The organism is Parvibaculum sp. (assembly GCF_030651915.1).
In the GTDB taxonomy this organism is placed as follows: domain Bacteria; phylum Pseudomonadota; class Alphaproteobacteria; order Parvibaculales; family Parvibaculaceae; genus Parvibaculum.
Genome location: NZ_JAUSBV010000004.1, coordinates 42,941 through 61,148, shown reverse-complemented (window position 1 = coordinate 61,148; position 18,208 = coordinate 42,941). Strand labels below are relative to the sequence as shown.

The 18,208-nt window shown below is 61.3% G+C and carries 15 protein-coding genes and 1 tRNA gene; 9 read left to right on the top strand and 7 right to left on the bottom strand.

The genetic code is table 11. The features are described from left to right. Nucleotides 1-206 precede the first annotated feature (206 nt). Nucleotides 207-1,463, top strand: coding sequence for an MFS transporter (locus Q7V31_RS04100; protein ID WP_304732567.1), 1,257 nt, complete (start codon nucleotides 207-209; stop codon nucleotides 1,461-1,463). A gap of 13 nt (nucleotides 1,464-1,476) precedes the next feature. Continuing rightward, the gene (locus Q7V31_RS04095; RefSeq protein ID WP_304732566.1) at nucleotides 1,477-2,025 is read left to right on the top strand and encodes a pyridoxamine 5'-phosphate oxidase family protein; all 549 of its coding nucleotides are present in this window, start codon (nucleotides 1,477-1,479) and stop codon (nucleotides 2,023-2,025) included. A 9-nt stretch (nucleotides 2,026-2,034) separates the two neighbouring features. Here the strand turns inward: Q7V31_RS04095 and Q7V31_RS04090 are convergent, their stop codons facing one another. From Q7V31_RS04090 to Q7V31_RS04075, 4 genes are all read right to left on the bottom strand, one after another. Then, complete coding sequence (locus Q7V31_RS04090; RefSeq protein ID WP_304732565.1) at nucleotides 2,035-2,946, bottom strand: hypothetical protein; 912 nt, start codon at nucleotides 2,944-2,946, stop codon at nucleotides 2,035-2,037. A 1,502-nt stretch (nucleotides 2,947-4,448) separates the two neighbouring features. After that, nucleotides 4,449-4,985: a hypothetical protein gene (locus Q7V31_RS04085; RefSeq protein ID WP_304732564.1), complete on the bottom strand. Its 537-nt coding sequence runs from the start codon at nucleotides 4,983-4,985 to the stop codon at nucleotides 4,449-4,451. A 454-nt stretch (nucleotides 4,986-5,439) separates the two neighbouring features. Then, nucleotides 5,440-6,645, bottom strand: coding sequence for a glycosyltransferase family 1 protein (locus Q7V31_RS04080; protein WP_304732563.1), 1,206 nt, complete (start codon nucleotides 6,643-6,645; stop codon nucleotides 5,440-5,442). Continuing rightward, nucleotides 6,645-7,610, bottom strand: coding sequence for a UDP-2,3-diacylglucosamine diphosphatase (locus Q7V31_RS04075; protein WP_304732562.1), 966 nt, complete (start codon nucleotides 7,608-7,610; stop codon nucleotides 6,645-6,647). The genes Q7V31_RS04080 and Q7V31_RS04075 overlap by 1 nt, the downstream gene beginning before the upstream one ends. 221 nt (nucleotides 7,611-7,831) lie before the next feature. Here Q7V31_RS04075 and Q7V31_RS04070 point away from each other — a divergent pair, with 221 nt between their 5' ends. The 5 genes from Q7V31_RS04070 to Q7V31_RS04050 all read left to right on the top strand — a co-directional run bounded on the left by Q7V31_RS04070 (nucleotide 7,832) and on the right by Q7V31_RS04050 (nucleotide 13,431). Next, a complete protein-coding gene (locus tag Q7V31_RS04070) occupies nucleotides 7,832-8,503 on the top strand; it encodes a response regulator transcription factor (RefSeq protein WP_304732561.1) in 672 nt (223 codons plus the stop codon). Then, nucleotides 8,500-9,867 carry an ATP-binding protein gene (locus tag Q7V31_RS04065; protein WP_304732560.1) on the top strand — a complete coding sequence of 456 codons (1,368 nt, stop codon included), beginning with the start codon at nucleotides 8,500-8,502 and terminating at the stop codon, nucleotides 9,865-9,867. Before Q7V31_RS04070 ends, Q7V31_RS04065 begins: the two co-directional genes overlap by 4 nt. Before the next feature lie 116 nt (nucleotides 9,868-9,983). Further along, nucleotides 9,984-11,696, top strand: coding sequence for a phosphoethanolamine transferase (locus Q7V31_RS04060; protein WP_304732559.1), 1,713 nt, complete (start codon nucleotides 9,984-9,986; stop codon nucleotides 11,694-11,696). Then, nucleotides 11,693-12,427: a phosphatase PAP2 family protein gene (locus tag Q7V31_RS04055; RefSeq protein WP_304732558.1), complete on the top strand. Its 735-nt coding sequence runs from the start codon at nucleotides 11,693-11,695 to the stop codon at nucleotides 12,425-12,427. The genes Q7V31_RS04060 and Q7V31_RS04055 overlap by 4 nt, the downstream gene beginning before the upstream one ends. 122 nt (nucleotides 12,428-12,549) lie before the next feature. Next, nucleotides 12,550-13,431, top strand: coding sequence for a diacylglycerol kinase family protein (locus tag Q7V31_RS04050; protein WP_304732557.1), 882 nt, complete (start codon nucleotides 12,550-12,552; stop codon nucleotides 13,429-13,431). Here Q7V31_RS04050 and Q7V31_RS04045 read toward each other — a convergent pair. From Q7V31_RS04045 to Q7V31_RS04035, 3 genes are all read right to left on the bottom strand, one after another. Then, nucleotides 13,428-15,017, bottom strand: coding sequence for an FMN-binding glutamate synthase family protein (locus Q7V31_RS04045; RefSeq protein ID WP_304732556.1), 1,590 nt, complete (start codon nucleotides 15,015-15,017; stop codon nucleotides 13,428-13,430). The two genes, Q7V31_RS04050 and Q7V31_RS04045, sit on opposite strands and share 4 nt — an antisense overlap. Before the next feature lie 38 nt (nucleotides 15,018-15,055). After that, the gene (locus Q7V31_RS04040; protein WP_304732555.1) at nucleotides 15,056-15,991 is read right to left on the bottom strand and encodes a hypothetical protein; all 936 of its coding nucleotides are present in this window, start codon (nucleotides 15,989-15,991) and stop codon (nucleotides 15,056-15,058) included. Nucleotides 15,992-16,410: 419 nt separating this feature from the next. After that, nucleotides 16,411-17,361, bottom strand: a complete 951-nt coding sequence (locus Q7V31_RS04035) for an N-formylglutamate amidohydrolase (protein ID WP_304732554.1) — start codon at nucleotides 17,359-17,361, stop codon at nucleotides 16,411-16,413. A 269-nt stretch (nucleotides 17,362-17,630) separates the two neighbouring features. Between Q7V31_RS04035 and cpdR the strand changes: the two genes are divergently transcribed. Then, nucleotides 17,631-17,993 (top strand): cell cycle two-component system response regulator CpdR, encoded by a 363-nt coding sequence (gene cpdR, locus Q7V31_RS04030; protein WP_304732553.1) that lies wholly within the window; start codon nucleotides 17,631-17,633, stop codon nucleotides 17,991-17,993. Nucleotides 17,994-18,123: 130 nt separating this feature from the next. Further along, a tRNA-Val gene (locus Q7V31_RS04025) sits at nucleotides 18,124-18,198 on the top strand. Nucleotides 18,199-18,208: the final 10 nt, after the last annotated feature.

The following is an 18,208-nucleotide window of genomic DNA, read 5'->3' as shown; positions in this document are numbered from 1 at the left end:
GAAACCAAAGCGTGCGGGGGCGGCCGAAATGTGCCGCCTTATATAACGGGGAGGGGGGTCGCCACAAGGCTTGCTTCGCATGTGCGAAAAAGGGCGGGTTGCCTTGCTTTTTCGGCGGTTTGACAGCGCCCGGTCGGGCCGTGCTAGCACTTGGCGCCATTCAACCGCGCCGGGGGCCTGCTCCGGCCTTCAGGGAGAGCCGCCCAATGTCCGCCCCGCGCGCCTCCCGCCTTTATGTCGTGGGCCTCGTCACCATTCTCTGCCTCGTCTACACGGTGAGCCAGTTCCTGCGCTCCTCGACCGGCGTCATCGCGCCCAACCTGACCGCCGATCTCGGGCTCCGTCCGGAAGAACTCGGTATTCTTTCCGGCGCCTTCTTCCTCTCCTTTGCGCTGATGCAGATCCCGGTCGGCATCCTGCTCGACCGCTATGGCGCGCGCCTGACCATGATCGGCTCGGTCGGCGTCGCCGTTCTCGGCTGCCTGGTCTTTGCCATGGCGGAAGGTCGCATGGGCCTCACCGTCGCCCGCATCCTGATGGGCATCGGTTGCTCCGTCATGCTGATGGGCCCCTTGATGATCTATCGCCGCTGGTTTCCGGCCGACCGTTTCGCGGCGCTGACGGGGTTGCAGATTTCGATCGGCACGCTCGGCGCGCTGATGGCGACCGCGCCGCTCGCCTTCGCGGTGGAGGCGATCGGCTGGCGCGCCAGCTTCGTTCTCGCCGCCGTCTTCACCGGCGTCCTCGCGATCATCATGGGCGTCATCGTGCGCGATGCGCCGGCAGGGCATCCTGCGGCATCGGGTCCGCGCGAAACGCTGGGCCAGAGCCTTCGGGGCCTCGGCGAGGTTGTCCGCCATCCGGCGGTGCCGCCGCTCTTCGTGATGATCTCGACCGGCTATGCGGTCTTTGCCGCCGTGCAGACGCTCTGGGCCTCGCCCTATCTGGCCGATGTGCACGGCCTCGATCTGACCGGCCGCGGCAATGTGCTGCTGCTGCTGACGGCCGGCCAGGTTGTCGGCCTGCTCGTCTGGGGCTATGCCGAGCGCGTTTTCGGCAGCATCAAGAAACCGATCATGGCCGGTGCCGCCTTGTCGGCGGCCATCCTCGCGCTCCTCGCCGCGCTCGATGCGCCGCCGCTCTGGCTCGTGACCGCGCTCTTCGTGATTTTCGGCCTCAATGCCGGCTACACGCCGCTGCTGCTCGCGCATGGAAGGCTGATCTTCCCGGACCGTCTTGCCGGGCGCGGTATCACCATTCTCAATTTCGGCAACATGGCCGGCGTCTTCGTGCTGAGCGCGCTGTCGGGCGTGCTGATCGGCCAGTTACTGCGGATGGATTTCGGTTTCGACATCACCTACCGCGCCACCTTCGGCTTCCTCGCCGCGGTGCTGGTCGCGGCGGCGGCCTATTATTCGACGATCCCCGACACCAGTTCCCGCGCGCTTGTCGAGGGCGATTGAGAAGGAGAGAAATATGGCCAAACAGTTCCCGAGCCTCACACCGGAGCTCAAATCCTTCATCGAGCGCCAGCACATCTTCTTCACCGCCAGCGCCACGGCCGAGAGCCGCATCAACCTCTCGCCCAAGGGGCTCGACGGTTTCCGCGTCACCGGCGACAACGAGGTCTGCTATCTCGATCACACCGGCAGCGGCAACGAGGCGGCGGCGCATCTCAAGGCCGATGGCCGCATGACCATCATGTTCTGCGCCTTTGACGGTCCGCCGATGATCCTGCGGCTCTACGGCCGCGGCCGCGTCGCGCGCAAGGGCACGGCGGACTATGCGCGTTATCTCGAAAGTTTCTTCGACGGCAACGAGCCTGCCGGCGCACGTCAGATCGTCGTCCTCGATGTCGAACTGGTGCAGACAAGCTGCGGCTTCGGCGTGCCGCTCTACGGCTACAAGGAAGAGCGCCCCTCGCTTGTCCGCTGGGCCGAAGCGAAAGGCGAGGCCGGCATCGCCGATTACTGGCAGGAAAAGAACCGCGTCAGCATCGACGGGTTGCCGACGGGGGTGGAGTAGAGCGAACTCTCAACTCCCCCGGACCTTCGGTCGGTACTCCGTATCATCTGCTATTAAGCCCCAGTTTAAAAGATATTCGCTGTATGGCCTTGCCTCGTCGTGTGATCTTATAAGCCAGAATCCAGGGGCATGCATTGCGAGCTCAGCTTCCCACAACACTGACGCAGTCGCATCTATAACAACGTGTGCAGATATGCGTTGCTGCGACTTGTCGAGATGATTTTGCGACGAGAATTCTCCGAATTCTGTTACCCAAACGTATCTCGGAAGATTTGCTTGGATGACCTCGTTCTTGAACGTTGATGATATGCTGTTTCTGATTATCCGTTCTTTGTAGCGATACCCAAACGTGAGGTATGTTCGAGCGATCAGCTTCGAATTATTCTTTGAATCAATGAACCGCGCCGCGGCGTCAATGGACGTGCCCAGTCCGGGCTGATTCTGTAATTGGGTCCAATGACGTTCGTAGTTGTCCAGTGAGTTACGGGCAAGAAGCTCCGCCTGTTCTGCCGACATGTAGACTTTGTCGGGCAGAGGTATAATAAGATACTGAAGCCTGTCTTCAATGGACCAGCCAACCTCTCCGTAGACAGAGTTTTTATCGATCGAGGCTTTGAGATTTGCACCGCCTTGGTCGTCGTTGATGAGAATTGAATCGACGAAGACAGAGCGTGTTGGCTGTATCGGAAGATGATAGTTCTGCGGACGTTGTACGTTGATGATGCCTGTCGCCACGACCGCATGGCCAATAGCACCCATATTAGGCCCCAGCCCTAAAATAACTGGAATACCCGAATCCACATAGCGGTGAATCACATCTGCTGGTTTGAGATTCTGTGACCAGACTTTCGGTGTAGCTTTCGGATCGTCAGCTACATAGAAGAATGCTTGGCGTCCCATCTTTCTCAGCGCTATCGTCATATGCGAGGGCGTCAAGAATGCGGAGCCGGCGGGCAACTGTCTTGCCAGTTCGAGATCGTGTGACGTCGAAGCAGACTCCGTAATAGAGACAGTGGATATCCATGGTCCTCTATGACGCATGTGCATGTGGCGCCCCACTGTCCAGAGGGACGCTTGAGCGCAAGCGCCCACGCGAGAGTCCTGCTGGGTCAGCGGGGTTCCGGATATCCGCAGATTTGCTCCCAGAAGATGAACGTCATAGTCGGCATGAACCAGCAGGTCAGTTTGGTAGCCCGGCTCGCTAGGTATAGGTTTAATCACTGCATGGCTTAGCGGGGCGTGAGGCACAGGCCTAGCTACGACAAATCCAAGATAGTTGTCTGCGGCGTCGTTGACGGCCTTTGATCTAGTCTGAGCGTCTAATGATGTTGCAAGGGCATCTAGGCCGCAGTTAAAAAAATGGAACCTCCGACATGTGCGGTTGTGTCGCCGATAAACCTTTGAATAGAAGGCGGAATACGAATCTGAATAATCCCTATCAAGGTACTCGGACTCGATGAGGACGACCTTAGCATTGAGAATTTTCAGTTGTAGAATCAATTTGTCGGCAACTGGATGAGAGTGAGGGAATATCTGTTTGTGCAGAGAATCCCACTCGGCGTCAGTGTCGAGAGATTGGTAAGTAATCATCCTAAAAGAAAAGCAGCCTTTCGGCTGCTCGTCTAGTTAGTTCAAAGCTTTTTTCTCAGCACTCGGATTAATCCAAGAGCGCGAACCCCATCGACACTTCGGGTATGCGGGCCTGTCGCTCGATTTCGCGCACAGCCTGAAGGGTCTGCTCCGAAACTTCCCAGCTAAGCTTGGGAGCGTTGCTCGATCTGCTATCGAATACGGAATCACGAGCCTCCAGCCTTGGAAGGCTGCGTCCAAACTCTTCCGCCATATGAACCTCCTGCCACTGCCCCAGAGATCGGCCGAACCTCTCCGATCCGACCCTGCCTGCGTTACAGGCAGAGAATTAGGGCATACCTAGCCACAGTTAAAGCGTTCCAGTCACTAATATTCTTTTAACTCGGGTCCATGAGTGCGGCCTTTCGGCGCGGGGTCCGGTGCATGGATTGCGTCATTCCAAATAGGAGAGTCGGATCAATGCGTTAGATGAGCGGGCAAGATCAACCCATAGTGGGGTCGATATCTCAGTAGCACCACTTCTTGTAGTTGAAATGAGACTTTCGAATCGCTGGCGAGCACTAAGGCTGATTCGGTGCATGGTGATTCGTTAACATATGGACCATTTTTGGCTCGGACACCTTTGCGTCTCAATCGCCGACGGGGACATTGGGAGAATGCGATGGTTTTTGTACTGAGCAATTTTCTCAGGGCATAACAATGGCGCAAGCATCGACGGTCTGCCGACGGGGGTTGAGTAGGGCGTAGTGGTGGAAATGGTCCTTATATGGGGATCAAGCGCCGCGCTGACAATTGGGGATATCTTTTCGGGTGTTTTCATCCACCCCAAGCGATCACGGACCACCTGTCTCCCAGTGAGGCTTATTTGCTTCTTCTTGAAGCTTCGGGAGAATCCGTTGGGCTTCGTTTATAATGTTTTTAATGTTGAAGTCCTCGCTCCAGAACGTCACCTCCGCGGTTTGGGGGTCGAAATTTCGGAACCAGCCCAAGCTCTCGATGCCCGAGATGCTTTGACGCGAGGCAATGTTCATGTCGCAGATGTTGTGCGATTGAGATTCGCTCCACCAGCGCTCAAGGCGCTCATCCAAGTGCTCAAAATTGTTGCGCATGGCCACTTCGCAAAAGGGGCTGTTGTCATCAACGCCGACGCTATCCCGGAGGGGCTTTCTGTTTGCGGCCTTTTTAGCCCCTGAGCCATAGAGTGCCTTGGAGACGTTAGCGGCAGCATTCAATAGGTTCTGGATGCCGTAGAATGTTTGCTGGACGTTGTGTTTCTGTAGACCGGCATCGATATCGGTCGCTGCTGCAAGAAGGAACTGGCACTGTAGCTCGACCTGTCGTTGAAATGCGCGCAGTAACATCAGATCCATAAGCCCTCCAATTTCCTCTTTCGAAGGAGAAGGAGCTTACGGATTTTCCGCTTCAGAGTCTTCGCTCTAGTGAGCGCTTCAATGGGTGCGAGGCGAGGCCGGCATCGCCGATTACTGGCAGGAAAAGAACCGCGTCAGCATCGACGGGTTGCCGACGGGGGTGGAGTAGGGACCAGCGGGCGCATTTCCGAAGATAGTCCCTATATGGGGATCGAGCGCCGCGCTGACAATTGGGGATATCTTTTCGGACGCATTCCGCGGCTTTCCACCCACCCCCTGTGGGAGGGTCAAACCGCTGCAAGCGGTTTGGGGAGGGATTGCGGCCGAACAGCCATGTACATCCGATGGCGTGTTCGTTGCGTCGGAGGGGTCCGTCCCTCCCCGAAACCTGCGCTGCACATGTGCCGCAGATTTCGGCCCTTCCACAGGGGGAAGATTTCCTGCGTCGTCGTTGCTAGCCCACCACTTCCATCGCCGCCCGCATTTCGGCCATTTCCTCGGCGCCCGGCATCTCTTCCAGCGCGAGGTTCGAAATGAACTGACGCGCGCAGGCATCCCAGGAGAAGTTCATCGCATAGGCGCGCGCATCGTCGCGGTTGAGGCGCAGCGCCTTGATGCAGGCGGTTTTCAGGTCCTCGCCCAGCGCGCCGGCTTTCGCGCCGTCGGGCGTGAAAGCCAGTACATCGGCCGGGCCCTGCACCGGGTAGCCGGCAACCGGCGTTCCCGCCGCCATCGCCTCGATCAGCACCAGGCCGAATGTGTCGGTCTTGCTCGGAAAGACGAACACATCGGCCGCCGCATAGGCCGCCGCCAGTTCTTCGCCAAACAGCGGCCCGGTGAAATGCGCCTCCGGATAGCGCTTCTTCAGATGTTCGAGGCGCGGGCCTTCGCCGACGATCATTTTTGTGCCCGGCAGGTCGAGATCGAGAAAGGCCTCGATGTTTTTCTCGACCGCGATGCGGCCGACATTAAGCCAGACCGGCCGTGCAAGGCCCAGTGGATGCGCATCGCGCAGATTTGCCTGCGGTTTGTAGCGTTCGACATCGACGCCGCGCGACCAGATCACCGGTTCGCCGAAGCCGCGTTCTTTCAGTTCTGCCTGCAAGGACGGCGTCGCCACCATCAGGCTTGCCGATTTCGCGTGGAAGCGGCGCAGGAAGGCATAGCCCCAGGAGAGCGGAATGCCGGTGCGGGCGTTCAGATATTCGGCGAAGCGCGTATGGAACGAAGTCGAGAAGGGAATGTTCTTGCGCAGGCAGAAACGCCGCGCCGCAAGCCCGAGGGGCCCTTCCGTGGCGATATGGACGGCGTTGGGATTGGCATCGCGGATCAGGCGCGCGATCTTGCGCGTCGGGAAAAGCGCCAGCCGGATTTCCTTGTAGGTCGGCAGTGGAACCGTGCGGAAGAGATCGGGCGTGATGAAGGTCACTTCATGCCCCATGCCTTCGAGATGCTGCGTCAGCTGCTGCAGCGTGCGCACGACGCCGTTGACCTGCGGCGGTGCGGCGTCCGAGACGATGACGATGCGCAAGGGTTCCGAAAAGCGGCCGACATCGGTCGGCAGCGGTTTGCCGCGCAGCCGGCTCAAAAGCCTTGCGACGCGCCGCTTCTTTCTCGGCGCGAGCGGAGCGAGGGGCGCGAGCACTGTCCTGCGGGGCATCAGGCGGCGTTCAATGCCGGCATGGCGTCTTCGTCATGCGGTTCAGTTTCGAGATGGCCCAGACCGTTCTCCCAGGAAAATTTCTGCCAGGCGATCAACGACAGGGTGCCCGTCTCGTCTTCCGACAGTGCGGTGCAGCTTTCGACCCAGTCGCCGTCATTGCAGTAGAGCACGCCGTCCATGTCGCGCATTTCGGCATGGTGGATATGGCCGCAGACCACGCCGTCGACGCCACGTTCGCGCGCCTCGCGGGCGACGGCCTGTTCGTAGCTCGAGATATACTCGACCGCGTTCTTGACGCGGTTCTTCAGATAGGAGGAGAGCGACCAGTAGGGGAGGCCGAAGAAGCGGCGCACTTCGTGCAGCCAGTTGTTGAGTACCAGCGCCAGGCCATAGGCGCGGTCGCCGAGATGGGCGAGCCATTTGGCATATTTCACCACGCTGTCGAACTGGTCTCCATGCAGCACCAGCAGGCGCCTTCCGTCGGCCGTTTCGTGGATCGCTTCGCCGATCACGTCGATCCCGCCGAAATTGAGACCGGTATAGTCGCGCAGCGCCTCGTCGTGATTGCCGGGCACATAGATGATCGTCGCGCCCTTGCGCGCCTTGCGCAGGAATTCCTGTACCACCGCGTTATGCGCGGCGTTCCAGTACCAGGAGCGCTTGATGCGCCAGCCGTCGACGATGTCACCGACCAGGTAGTAGGTCTCGGCGTCGTTGTGGCGCAGAAAGTCGAGCAACAGTTCGGCCTTGCAGCCGGGTGTGCCCAGATGAATGTCGGAAAGAAAAAGCGTGCGGTGCTGTTTGCAGTGTTTGGGGCGGGGCCCAAGCAATCTCTCGTCGAGCCCGCCGCGTCGCGCCTTGGCGCGGGCCGCGTCCTTGCGGGATTTTTTTGCCGATTTCGGCGGCGGCGCGGTCGCCGCATCTTGAAGTCGTCTCGGCAGGCCCGTCTCGATCACTGTCATATTTGTGTCGATCGCCTTGTTGCACTCATCTTGCGTCGGTCGCTTCATCCTTCGACGGAGGGTTGGAACACCGATTCGTCCCGCTCCGATGCCGGGAATATGAGGGCTGCCCAACAAGGTTTTGTGACAGATTGATGACGTTTATGTGACAGTCTGCCGCCCCCGGCGCCCCGGGTCCGGCATGCTAGAGTGTTGCTGTTTGGCGCATTTCCGGGATTTTCATGCGGCTTCTCGTCATCGAGGACAATCGCCGTCTGGCGGCGCATATCGCCAAGGGCTGCCATAAGGCGGGCTTTGCCGTCGATGCCTGCCACGACCTCGAAAGCGCGCGGGCTGCCGTCGAAGCGGTCAATTATGACGCCGTCATTCTCGATCTGGCGCTGCCGGATGGCGACGGCCTCGATTTTCTGACGCATCTGCGCCGGTCGGGCAGCGATCTGCCTGTCCTCGTTCTGACCGCCCGCGACCGCATCGAGGACCGCGTGGCGGGCCTCGACAGGGGGGCGGATGATTACCTCCTCAAGCCTTTCGCGATGGAAGAACTGGTCGCGCGTCTCAGGGCGCTGATGCGCCGTCCGGGGCAGGCGCTGGGTCTGCGGCTGGCCGCCGGTAACATCGAATTCGACACCGTGGCGCGCGAGGTTTCGATCGCCGGCGCGCCGGTTGCCTTCACCCGGCGCGAAACCGACCTGCTCGAAATCCTGCTCCGCCGGCAGGGACGGGTCGTGCCGAAGGAATCGATCGAAGAAAAGCTCTACGCTTTCGGTGAGGAGGTTGCGTCCAATTCCGTCGAGGTCGCGGTGCATCGCCTGCGCAAACACCTTCTGGAAACAGGGGCTACCGTCGAGGTTCACACCTTGCGCGGGATCGGCTATCTGCTGAGCGAGACATGAGCATGTTCTCCAATTCTCTCGCCGCCCGCCTCATTCGCCGCATGCTGGCGATCGTCGCGCTGGGCTTCGTGCTGCTGCTGGTCATTCTCAGCGTTCAATATGCGATGGAGCGGGATTCGCTGCGTGACCGGACGCTCCTTGCACAGGCAGGCGATATCGCGGCGCATATTTCATTTGGAGAGGGCGGCATGCCCGTGTTGTCGCTGCCGAAGTCGCTTGAGGAGGCCTATGGCCGTCCCGACCGGCAATACATGTTCGCGCTGCTCGACGGCAGGGGACGGGTTCTCGATGCTTCGCACGGACTTGCATCGCCGCTTGCGCCGTTGCCGGGACCCGGTGACGACGCCTACTTCGCCTTTGCCGATCTGTCCGGCCGCGGCGACTATTACGGCGTCACCATGCAGGTGCCGAACACATCGCCGCCGCTCTATCTCCAGGTCGCCCAGGGCTCCGTCCATCCCGATGTTCTGGCGGATTCGCTGGTCTCGGAGTTTCTCGAACAGTCCTGGGTTTTTCTGCTGGTTCTTGCCGCGCTCATCGTCGCCGTCACCGTCTGGACCGTGCGTCAATCGCTGGCGCCGCTGACGCGGCTTTCGGCGCTTGCGCGCGGCATCGGCCCGGGTTCGCTCGACCGCCGGCTGCCCGAGAATGGATTGCCCGAGGAAGTGCGGCCGCTTGTCGGTGCGTTCAATGCGGCGCTCGACCGGATCGAGCGGGGATATGCGCGCGAACGCGAATTCACGGCCAATGCCGCGCATGAACTCCGGACACCGCTTGCCGTGCTCAAGGCGCATATCGAAACGCTTTCGGCGCTTGACGAGGTGCCGCAACTTGTCGAGGAACTGGACGGCATCGAGCGTCTCGTCGCGCAGCTTCTCTGGCTCGCCCAGGCCGATGCCCTCGAGTTGCGGCCGGACGAGTGGGCCGGTCTGCAGGATGTGGCGCTTGACGTTACGCGGCTGCTGGCCCCGGTGGCGGTCCGTGCGGGCAAGTCGCTTGAGCTCACCGGCGCCGATGACGGGCCTGTCCGCGTGCGCGGCAATGCCGGCTTTCTGGCTCTCGCGCTGCGCAATCTTGTCGAGAATGCTCTTGCCCACAGTCCGCCCGGCGGCACCGTCGAGGTGCGGCTCCGGCGTGCCGGTCGTATCGACGTCATCGACGAGGGCCCCGGTGTGGCACCCGGCGACGAGGCCCGCATCTTCGAACGTTTCGTCCGGCTGCAGCCGCATGCCTATGGCGGCGCCGGTCTCGGCCTTTCGATTGCCCGCCGCATCGCCGAGGTTCATGGCGGTCGCATCGAGGTTACGCGTGAACCCGGCCGGGGTGCGGCATTTTCACTGGTCCTGCCGTCCGGTTCCGGTTGAGGCCGCGCCGTAAGGCGCTTGTAAGCAAACTCGGATGAATTTCCTGAAACCGTGCTCGAAAAGCCACACCGGCCTGTGCCGGACGCGGTTGCACGCCGTCGGGGCTTCCGAATCAGATGGATTTATATCGTTCGTTTCGGCGTGTTGTTGCCGATGTTCCTCGCCTGCCGGCAATTCACCCGGTCTGGCTGGCGCTGCTGGTCTCGGCGGCTCTGGTCCTTTTCTATAACGGGCAGCTCTGGTCGATGGTTCTGGCTGTCTGGCCGGGCCGGTCGTTTCACGACATCGCCTTTATTGTCTCCATCGCCGTCCTGTTGACCGTCGCCTTCAATCTTGTCCTGCAGCCGGTGGCGATGCCGCGTGTACTGAAGCCGGTGCTTGCTCTTCTTCTCGTGACGGCGGCGGCGATCTCGTATTTCGCGTCGAGCTACGGCGCGATGGTCGACAAGACCATGATCGCCAATGTGATCGAGACCGACGCGCGCGAAGTCGGCGATCTGCTGTCCTTGCGTCTGGTCGCGCAGCTCGTTTTGTTCGGCATCGTTCCGGCGCTGCTGTTGTGGTTCGTGCCGCTCGCCCTTCGCCCCTGGCGGCAGGAGGTCCTGATCCGCGGCGGCGTCATTCTTGGCAGTTTTGTACTTGTTGCTCTCATCGCCGCGATGTTCTTTCAGGATTATGCGTCGTTTCTCCGCAACAATCGCGAAGTGCGCTTCATGATCAACCCGTCGGCGGCAATTTATGCCACGGTCCGTTACGCCACCGCGGTGCCATCGGCGATGGCTGCGACCTATACGCCGATCGCCGAGAGCGTCGCGCGGGGCCGCGCGCTGGATGCGCCGCACAGCAAGAAAACACTGGTCGTTTTCGTCGTCGGCGAGACCGCGCGGGCCGATCATTTCGCGCTTAACGGCTATGAACGGCAGACCAATCCCGAATTGTCGAAACTCGATATCGTCAATTTCGGCGAGGTGAGATCCTGCGGTACTTCGACTGCCGAGTCGGTTCCTTGCATGTTTTCCGATCTCGTCCGTGCCGACTATTCCGCGGCGAAGGCGCTGATGCGCGAAAATGTGCTCGATATTCTCGTCCGCGCCGACGTCGACGTGCTCTGGCTCGAAAACAATTCAAGCTGCAAGGGTGTTTGCGCGCGCGTGCCGAGCGAGACGACGTGGAGTCTCGGCGATACCGAGTTTTGCGAAGGTGGCGACTGCCGCGACGATCTTCTGGTCCGGCAGCTCAGTTCGGCTCTTGCTGCGGCCGACAATGACATGATTGTGGTGATGCACCAGATCGGCAGTCACGGGCCGTCCTACTTCAAGCGCTTCACCGAGGCCTTCCGCGTGTTCACGCCGACTTGCGATACCAACCAGCTTCAGTCTTGCAGTCAGGAAGAGATCGTCAACAGTTACGACAACGGCATTCTCTATACCGACAACATACTCGCCGAGACCATCGGTTTGCTTGAGGATGTGTCCGACCGCTTCGACACCGCGATGATCTATGTCTCCGACCATGGCGAGTCGCTCGGCGAGAACGGTATCTATCTTCATGGCATGCCCTACATGTTTGCGCCTGACGTGCAGAAGCATGTGCCGATGGTGGTTTGGGCGTCGGCGGGATACCGAAAGAAGATGGCGCTGGACATGGCCTGTCTGGCAGCGGAGAGCGGCGCGGCGTTCAGCCACGACAATCTCTTCCATTCGGTGCTTGGCATGTTCGGCGTGCGCAGCGATGTCTACTTGAAGGATCTCGATATTTTTGCGCCCTGTCGCCGGCCGGCGTCCGTGGCTCAACAGTCTGCGGGCAATACTGGTTTCGCGCTTCCATGAGTTACTTCACAGGGATCGCCGGCCGTCCGGCGCGGCCGCGCTTCGGCGTGGAAATCGGCATCGGCCTTGGCGCCATCGCGTTGCTGACGGTGTGGCCGTCGGTCCATGCAGTCGACATTGCGGTCCAGGCGCATTTTTTCGACACCGGCGCGGCGCATTGGCTGATCCCGCCGGATGATCGCGGATGGCAATTCCGGATTTTCTACAAGGGCCTGAAAATCGCCGTCGGCCTGGTGGGGGGTGGAGCGGTTCTCTGGCTGATTGCCCGGGCGACGATGCGGCGCTGGACCGCCTTCGATACGTGCCTTGTCGGCGCGCTATGCGTGCTCGGTCTGACGCCGCTGATCGTCGGTCTGCTGAAGAAGGTAACCGGCGTCTCCTGTCCGGCGCAGGAATTGTTCTTCGGCGGTCCTTATGCGCATGTCGCGATATGGGATCGTCTGCTCTCGCTCGTGCCCTACAATACGCATTTGCGATGCTGGCCGGCCGGCCATGCCTCGGCCGGATTCGGTCTGATGGGGGTGCGCGTGCTGGCGCCGCTGGGGGAGCGTCTGTTGCTGCGCTACTGGGCGCCAGGCCTTGTCGCCGGTTGGGGGCTGGGCCTTTATCAAATGGCGCGCGGTCAACACTACCTGTCCCACACCGTCGTCACCATGGCATTGGCGATCGTGCTGTCGAGTCTCGTCCTGATGATTCTCGATCGGGCGATGATGCAAGTTGACCGGGGATAAGTTTCTTCGGCTAATTCGCTCGTGCAAAAATTCGAGCCGTGCCTGTTCGCGGGGCGAGCCGACTTTGGGCTTTGTGACAGTTTCGTGACAGTTTTGTGACAGAGGGGGGGTAAGGGCCTGTTTTGCTGCTGCGCCGTTTGATCCACATCATCGTCAATCCGACGGCCGGGAACCGTAACAGGGCCTTGCTCGATCGCGTTGTCGCGCGGCTGCGCAGCGGTGGCGCCGAGGTGACAATCGAGGAAACGCGCGCTGCCGGACATGCGACCGAGCTTGCGCGCGCGGCCGCGCGACGCGGCGAGGCCGATGTGATCGTTGCGGCCGGCGGCGACGGCACCATCAACGAAGTGGCGCGCGGCCTTGTCGGTCAGGGTGTGCCGCTCGGTATTCTGCCGCTCGGCACGGCAAATGTGCTGGCCATCGAGATCGGTCTTCGTCCGCAGCCGGAGGAAATTGCATCGATGTTGCTGGGCGGTCCAGCGGAGTTGATCGGAACCGGGCTGATCGATGGCGAGATTTTCCTGCTGATGGTCGGTATCGGTTTCGACGGCATCGTGGTTCACGGCATCGACCCGCGCCTGAAACGCCTGTGGGGAAAGGGTGCGTTCGTCTGGTCGGGGCTGAAGGAATGGGCGCGCGGCCCGGGTCGCGACATCCGCCTTGTCGTTGATGGCCGGGAGAAGCGCGCCGCCTGGGCCATCGTCACCAATGCGCGCAACTATGCGGGTCCCTTCGTTCTCGCGCCGCAGTCCGACATCACATCACCCGGCCTGACACTGTTTCTTCTGCATGACGGAAGCCGCTTCGGCTTTGTCCGGTTTCTTGTCGCGCTGGCGCTTGGCTGCGCCGCGAAGTTGCGCAGCGTCGAGGCGCTGCCGGCGCGGCACATCGACGTGACGGGCCCAGCCGGTCTTGCCGTCGAAGTCGATGGCGATGCGCGCGGCCACCTGCCGCAAACGATCGAACAGGGCACGCAGTTTTTGCGGCTGGTGATTCCGGGTTAAGCGGCGTCGGCACCGAAGCGCGGGCGGCTGATGCCATTGCGCGAGGGGAGCGCGGCGGCGTCGGCCCAACGGCCATAATAGTCGGCCAGCGACACCGACACACCGTCCGGCCCCATGATGCGCGCATGCTCGCGATTCAGGCGGCGCGGTTCGGTAACACCGCAGGAATGGGCGATGACGCAAACTTCCTGCGTCACGCGCTCGGCATAGCGGCGCACGCGTTCGCCCTTGTCGGTCACATCGAGGCCGCGCTGCAGGCGCTTGTTGTGTGTGGTGATGCCGGTCGGGCAGGTGTTCTTGTTGCACTGAAGCGCCTGGATGCATCCAAGCGAAAACATGAAGCCGCGCGCCGAGCAGACGAAATCGGCGCCGACGCAGAGCGCCCAGGCGACTTCGGCGGGCGTGATTAGTTTACCGCTCGCCGTCACGCGGATGCGCGACTTGAGCTTGTGGCGTTCCAGTGTGTCGCAGAGCACGGGCAGGCTTTCCCAGATCGGCAGGCCGACATAGTCGATCAGCGGCATTGGTGCTGCACCCGTGCCGCCATCGGCACTGTCGAGCGAAATGAAGTCGGGCGCGTTCTGGATTCCGCGGCGGTTGATTTCGGCGCAAAGCTCGTCGAGCCAGTCATAGGCGCCGAGCACCAGCTTGAAGCCCGTCGGCTTGCCGGTGATCTCGCGCACATGGCTGACGAAGTCCAGCAACTCGCCGATGCTGTCGACTTCCGGGTGGCGGTTCGGACTGATCGAGTCGTGGCCGGCGGGAATGCCGCGAATGGCCGCGATTTCCGGCGTCACCTTCGAGCCCGGCAGAATGCCGCCCTTGCCAGGCTTGGCGCCCTGGCTCAGCTTGATCTCGAACATGCGGATTTGTTCGTGCGCGGCGAGCGCCGCGAGTTTTTCATCCGACAATGCGCCGTCTGCGTCGCGGCAGCCGTATTTTGCGGTACCGATCTGGAAGACGATGTCGGCGCCGCCTTCGAGATGGTATGGCGACAATCCACCTTCGCCGGTGTTGAGCCAGATGCCGGCCATGCGCGCGCCTTTTGAAAGCGCCAGCACGGCCGGTTTCGAGATCGCGCCATAGCTCATGCCGGAGATATTGTAGATCGATGCCGTGCGAAAGGGCTTGCGCGCATAGGGCCCGATTTCGATCAACGCCGTCTCTGCGGCGTTCCGGTCGAGTGTCGGAAAGGGGCAGTTGGCAAAAGTGACGGTACCGGCGGGGCGGAGGTCGCGTGTCGAACCGAAGGCCACTGTCGTGTCGACGCCTTTCGCCGCGCGGTAGACCCAGGCGCGCTGGGCGCGGTTGAAGGGCAGTTCTTCGCGGTCCATTGCAAAGAAGTACTGGCGGAAATACTCGCCGAGCGCTTCGAAGATGTAGCGGAAGCGACCGATGACGGGATAGTTGCGTCGTACCGCGTGTTTCGTCTGTGTGCTGTCGATAATGAAGAGCACAGCAATCGCAAGAACGCCGCAGCCGATGCCGACGATAAAGAGCGCCGACATGATGTCGACGATCTGCCAGATGACGGAATCGTTCAGTACGTCCGCCAGATTCTTCATCGCCCCACCAAACGTGCCCACGCCGTATTCCCCCGAATGTATGGTTTTCCGCGCCGGATCTAGATGCCGGGTATGTCCGCTTCGGCAATGCGTGTCGGCTGCGCCGGGTCAAGGACGCGCGGCGGCTGCTGAACGACCGTGTCGCCGGCGGCTCCGAAGTCGCCATCGGCGATCGACAGGCGCAAGCCGACGGTCGCGATCGCCGTTTCGCGGACCTTCTGGTCCGGCATCCGATCGAGCACCTTCGGCGCCGGGCGCACGATGCTCGCGGTCACGATTTCGCTACCTGAATGTTTCCCCGCAAGCCGCTCCGAAGCAGGCCCGATAGCTGGCTTCAGCTCGCCCGAAATGTCGATCCGCGGTTCACGATACGGCGCCGGAGCGACATAGGAAGCGTTGGCGATACGGGTGCGTTCGTTTTCCCAGATACGGATGACGCGGGCAAAATAAGGGCCGCCACGCGCGGTGGTCTGCGAATGATAGTGCGCGACTGCCTTCGGCCAGCTTCCCGTCTGCGCGCGAAGGCGCTTCAGAAAATCGGCGCTGTAGGCGACATTGATCATTGGATCGAAGCCGTCTTCGAGGCTTGCGAAGGCGTCGGGGTGATAGCGGAGATTGATCTGCATACAGCCGATGTCGATCGAACGCATGCCGCTGTCGAGCAGGCGCTGCGTTGCGCGCACGGCTTCTTCCTTGGTCTTGAAATAGTAGCCGCGGCCTTCGGCATTGATGGTCCATGGCCAGGCGCGCGACTGGCGGGTCCGGGCATCGAAGCGACCGGATTCTGCTAGCGAAACCGCGGTCAGCAGCGCACGGGGAAAGGCGCTTGCTGTTTCGTGGTGACGCGTGGCGCTCTCACAGAGCGAGGCCGGGTCGTGTGCGGCCTCGCCGTTGCTGGCCTGAACGATACCTGCCAACAGAAATGAAACCGCCAGCACCGTCGCCGTAGCGACACCGCGTGTCCCGAATTTGATAAGACGCGCCTTGGCGACCATCCGTCCCAGCCCTTTGCCTTGAGGTCACAAGGCCCGCAGGCATTGCGACAGTTCAGGCGGTCATCATGGGACATGGGCGTTAAGGAACGTTTGCAATGCAGCCCGCTGCGGGCCAAGGAGCGTTTGACGGCCCTTGGGCCGATATGTGGTGCACTGCACATGTGACATTGAGGGTCGAAAAAAGAGGCTTCTTGCCACAAAAAATGGCAGATTTGGGCGACTTATCCAGAAAATATTTTTCTCTTTGGTTCTTGATTTTTGTGCAGTGCAATGTCACCTTGTGCATTGCGGCATCGGTTGAGGTTTCTCCCGTTGCCGTAGCCCTTCCTGGGCGTTTCCTCCCTAAACTTGGGCCCTGGTTCGCCAGGGCCCCTTTTTTTGTCGAAATGACCGGCTATGGCGGGTGTCTGGCGGCGCGCTCAGAACGCCGCGCCGCGCGCGCCAAGTGCGAGGGCCGACCAATCCCAAGCTGACAGCTCATCGATGAAGGCGGTCATGTCCTTCCGCACCTCGACAAAGCCCGGCATCGGCTCGAGCCGCGCCTCATCCATGTAAAGGGCGCGGTTGATCTCGATCTGCAGGGCGTGAAGGCCGCTTCGCGGGCGGCCGTAATGTTCGGTGTTGAAGCCGCCGGCATAGGGATTGTTGCGGGCGACACTGTAGCCTTGGCGCCGCAGGATGCGCTCCGCCTCGGCCGTTATGGCGCCGGCGCAGGAGGTGCCATAGCGGTCGCCCAGCACAATGTCCGGACGGTCGGCGCCGCTGTCGTCGTCGGTCGGGCCGCCGACTGACGGCATTGAGTGGCAATCGATCAGAATGGCGCAGCCGAAGCTCTTCAGCGTGTCCTCCAACAGGTGTTTCAGCGTGTCATGAAAGGGCATGTAGAGGCGCCGGATACGTTCCTCGGCGACCGCATAGGACAAGGGCTCGCGATAGATTTCGGTCGTGTCCGAGACGACGCGCGCGATGGTGCCGAGGCCGCCGGCAACGCGGAGCGAACGCGTGTTGACATGTGGCGGCAGGGGCTCTGCGAACATCGAGGGGTCGAGCTCGTAGGGCTCGCGATTCGCATCGAGATAGGCGCGGGGAAAGCGGGCATGAAGCAGCGGTGCCCCAAGTTCGACCGCGCCGGCAAAGAGTTCGTCGACAAAGCTGTCTTCGCTCCGGCGCAGCGTCAGGGCGTCGAGGTTGGAGGCGTCGACAAACGATGCGGGGTAGCACCGTCCGCTATGGGGCGAAGTGAAAACAAAGGGAATCCGCTGACTGGCAGGTCTTTCGACAATGATCGGGCGCTCAAACAGCCCGGCTTCGGTCGCGTCCCGGCCTTCGGTGCCCGACGTTGCGCTTATTGTTTCTGGAGACAGGTCCATCTGGAGACGTACCGAAATGCCTGTTTTGCCGTTGCGGGTCGCGGGCACCCGAGCACCCGCAGCTAAGCGTAGCACGACTGTCTTGCCGAGCGCGAACCGCCGGACCAGGTACCGAAAATGGCGGACGAAAACGGATATGGCGTGCCCGGCTTCATATCCTGTTTACTATTGGAATCCTAAACTGGGCCTCATATGGGAAGAGGGGCCGGCCGTCAGGTTGCACACCCGCTTCCGCAATGGGGCATCAACGTACGGATCGGGCTGGACCTATGGCACGCATTCTGCTCGCGGAGGACGACGAATCCATGCGCCGCTTTCTGGCCAAGGCGCTGGAAAATGCCGGCCATGAAGTCGTTTCCTATGGCCAGGGCGACGAGGCCCATCGGCGCCTCAAGAACGATGTTTTCGATATTCTGCTGACCGACATCGTGATGCCGGAGATGGATGGCATCGAGCTGGCCCGGCTTGCCGCGGAACTCGATCCGACGCTCAAGATCATGTTTATCACCGGCTTTGCCGCCGTCGCGCTCAATCCCGAGGTGGCGACACCCAAGGATGCCAAGGTACTTTCCAAGCCCTTCCACCTGCGCGACCTCGTGGCCGAAGTCGAACGGCTGATGGTCGCCGCCTGAGCGACCCGGCGCCGGCCTCCGCGCTCGCGTTTCCGGCTTGTCTTTAAAGGGTATCCTCGTTATAGGAACGGCCTTCGGGGCTGGATCAGGCCCCCGCCGGCGCCCGCCGCCGGCGCTCGGGAATGGCAATGGGCGTGTAGCTCAGCGGGAGAGCACTTCGTTGACATCGAAGGGGTCACAGGTTCAATCCCTGTCACGCCCACCATTGCCCCCCG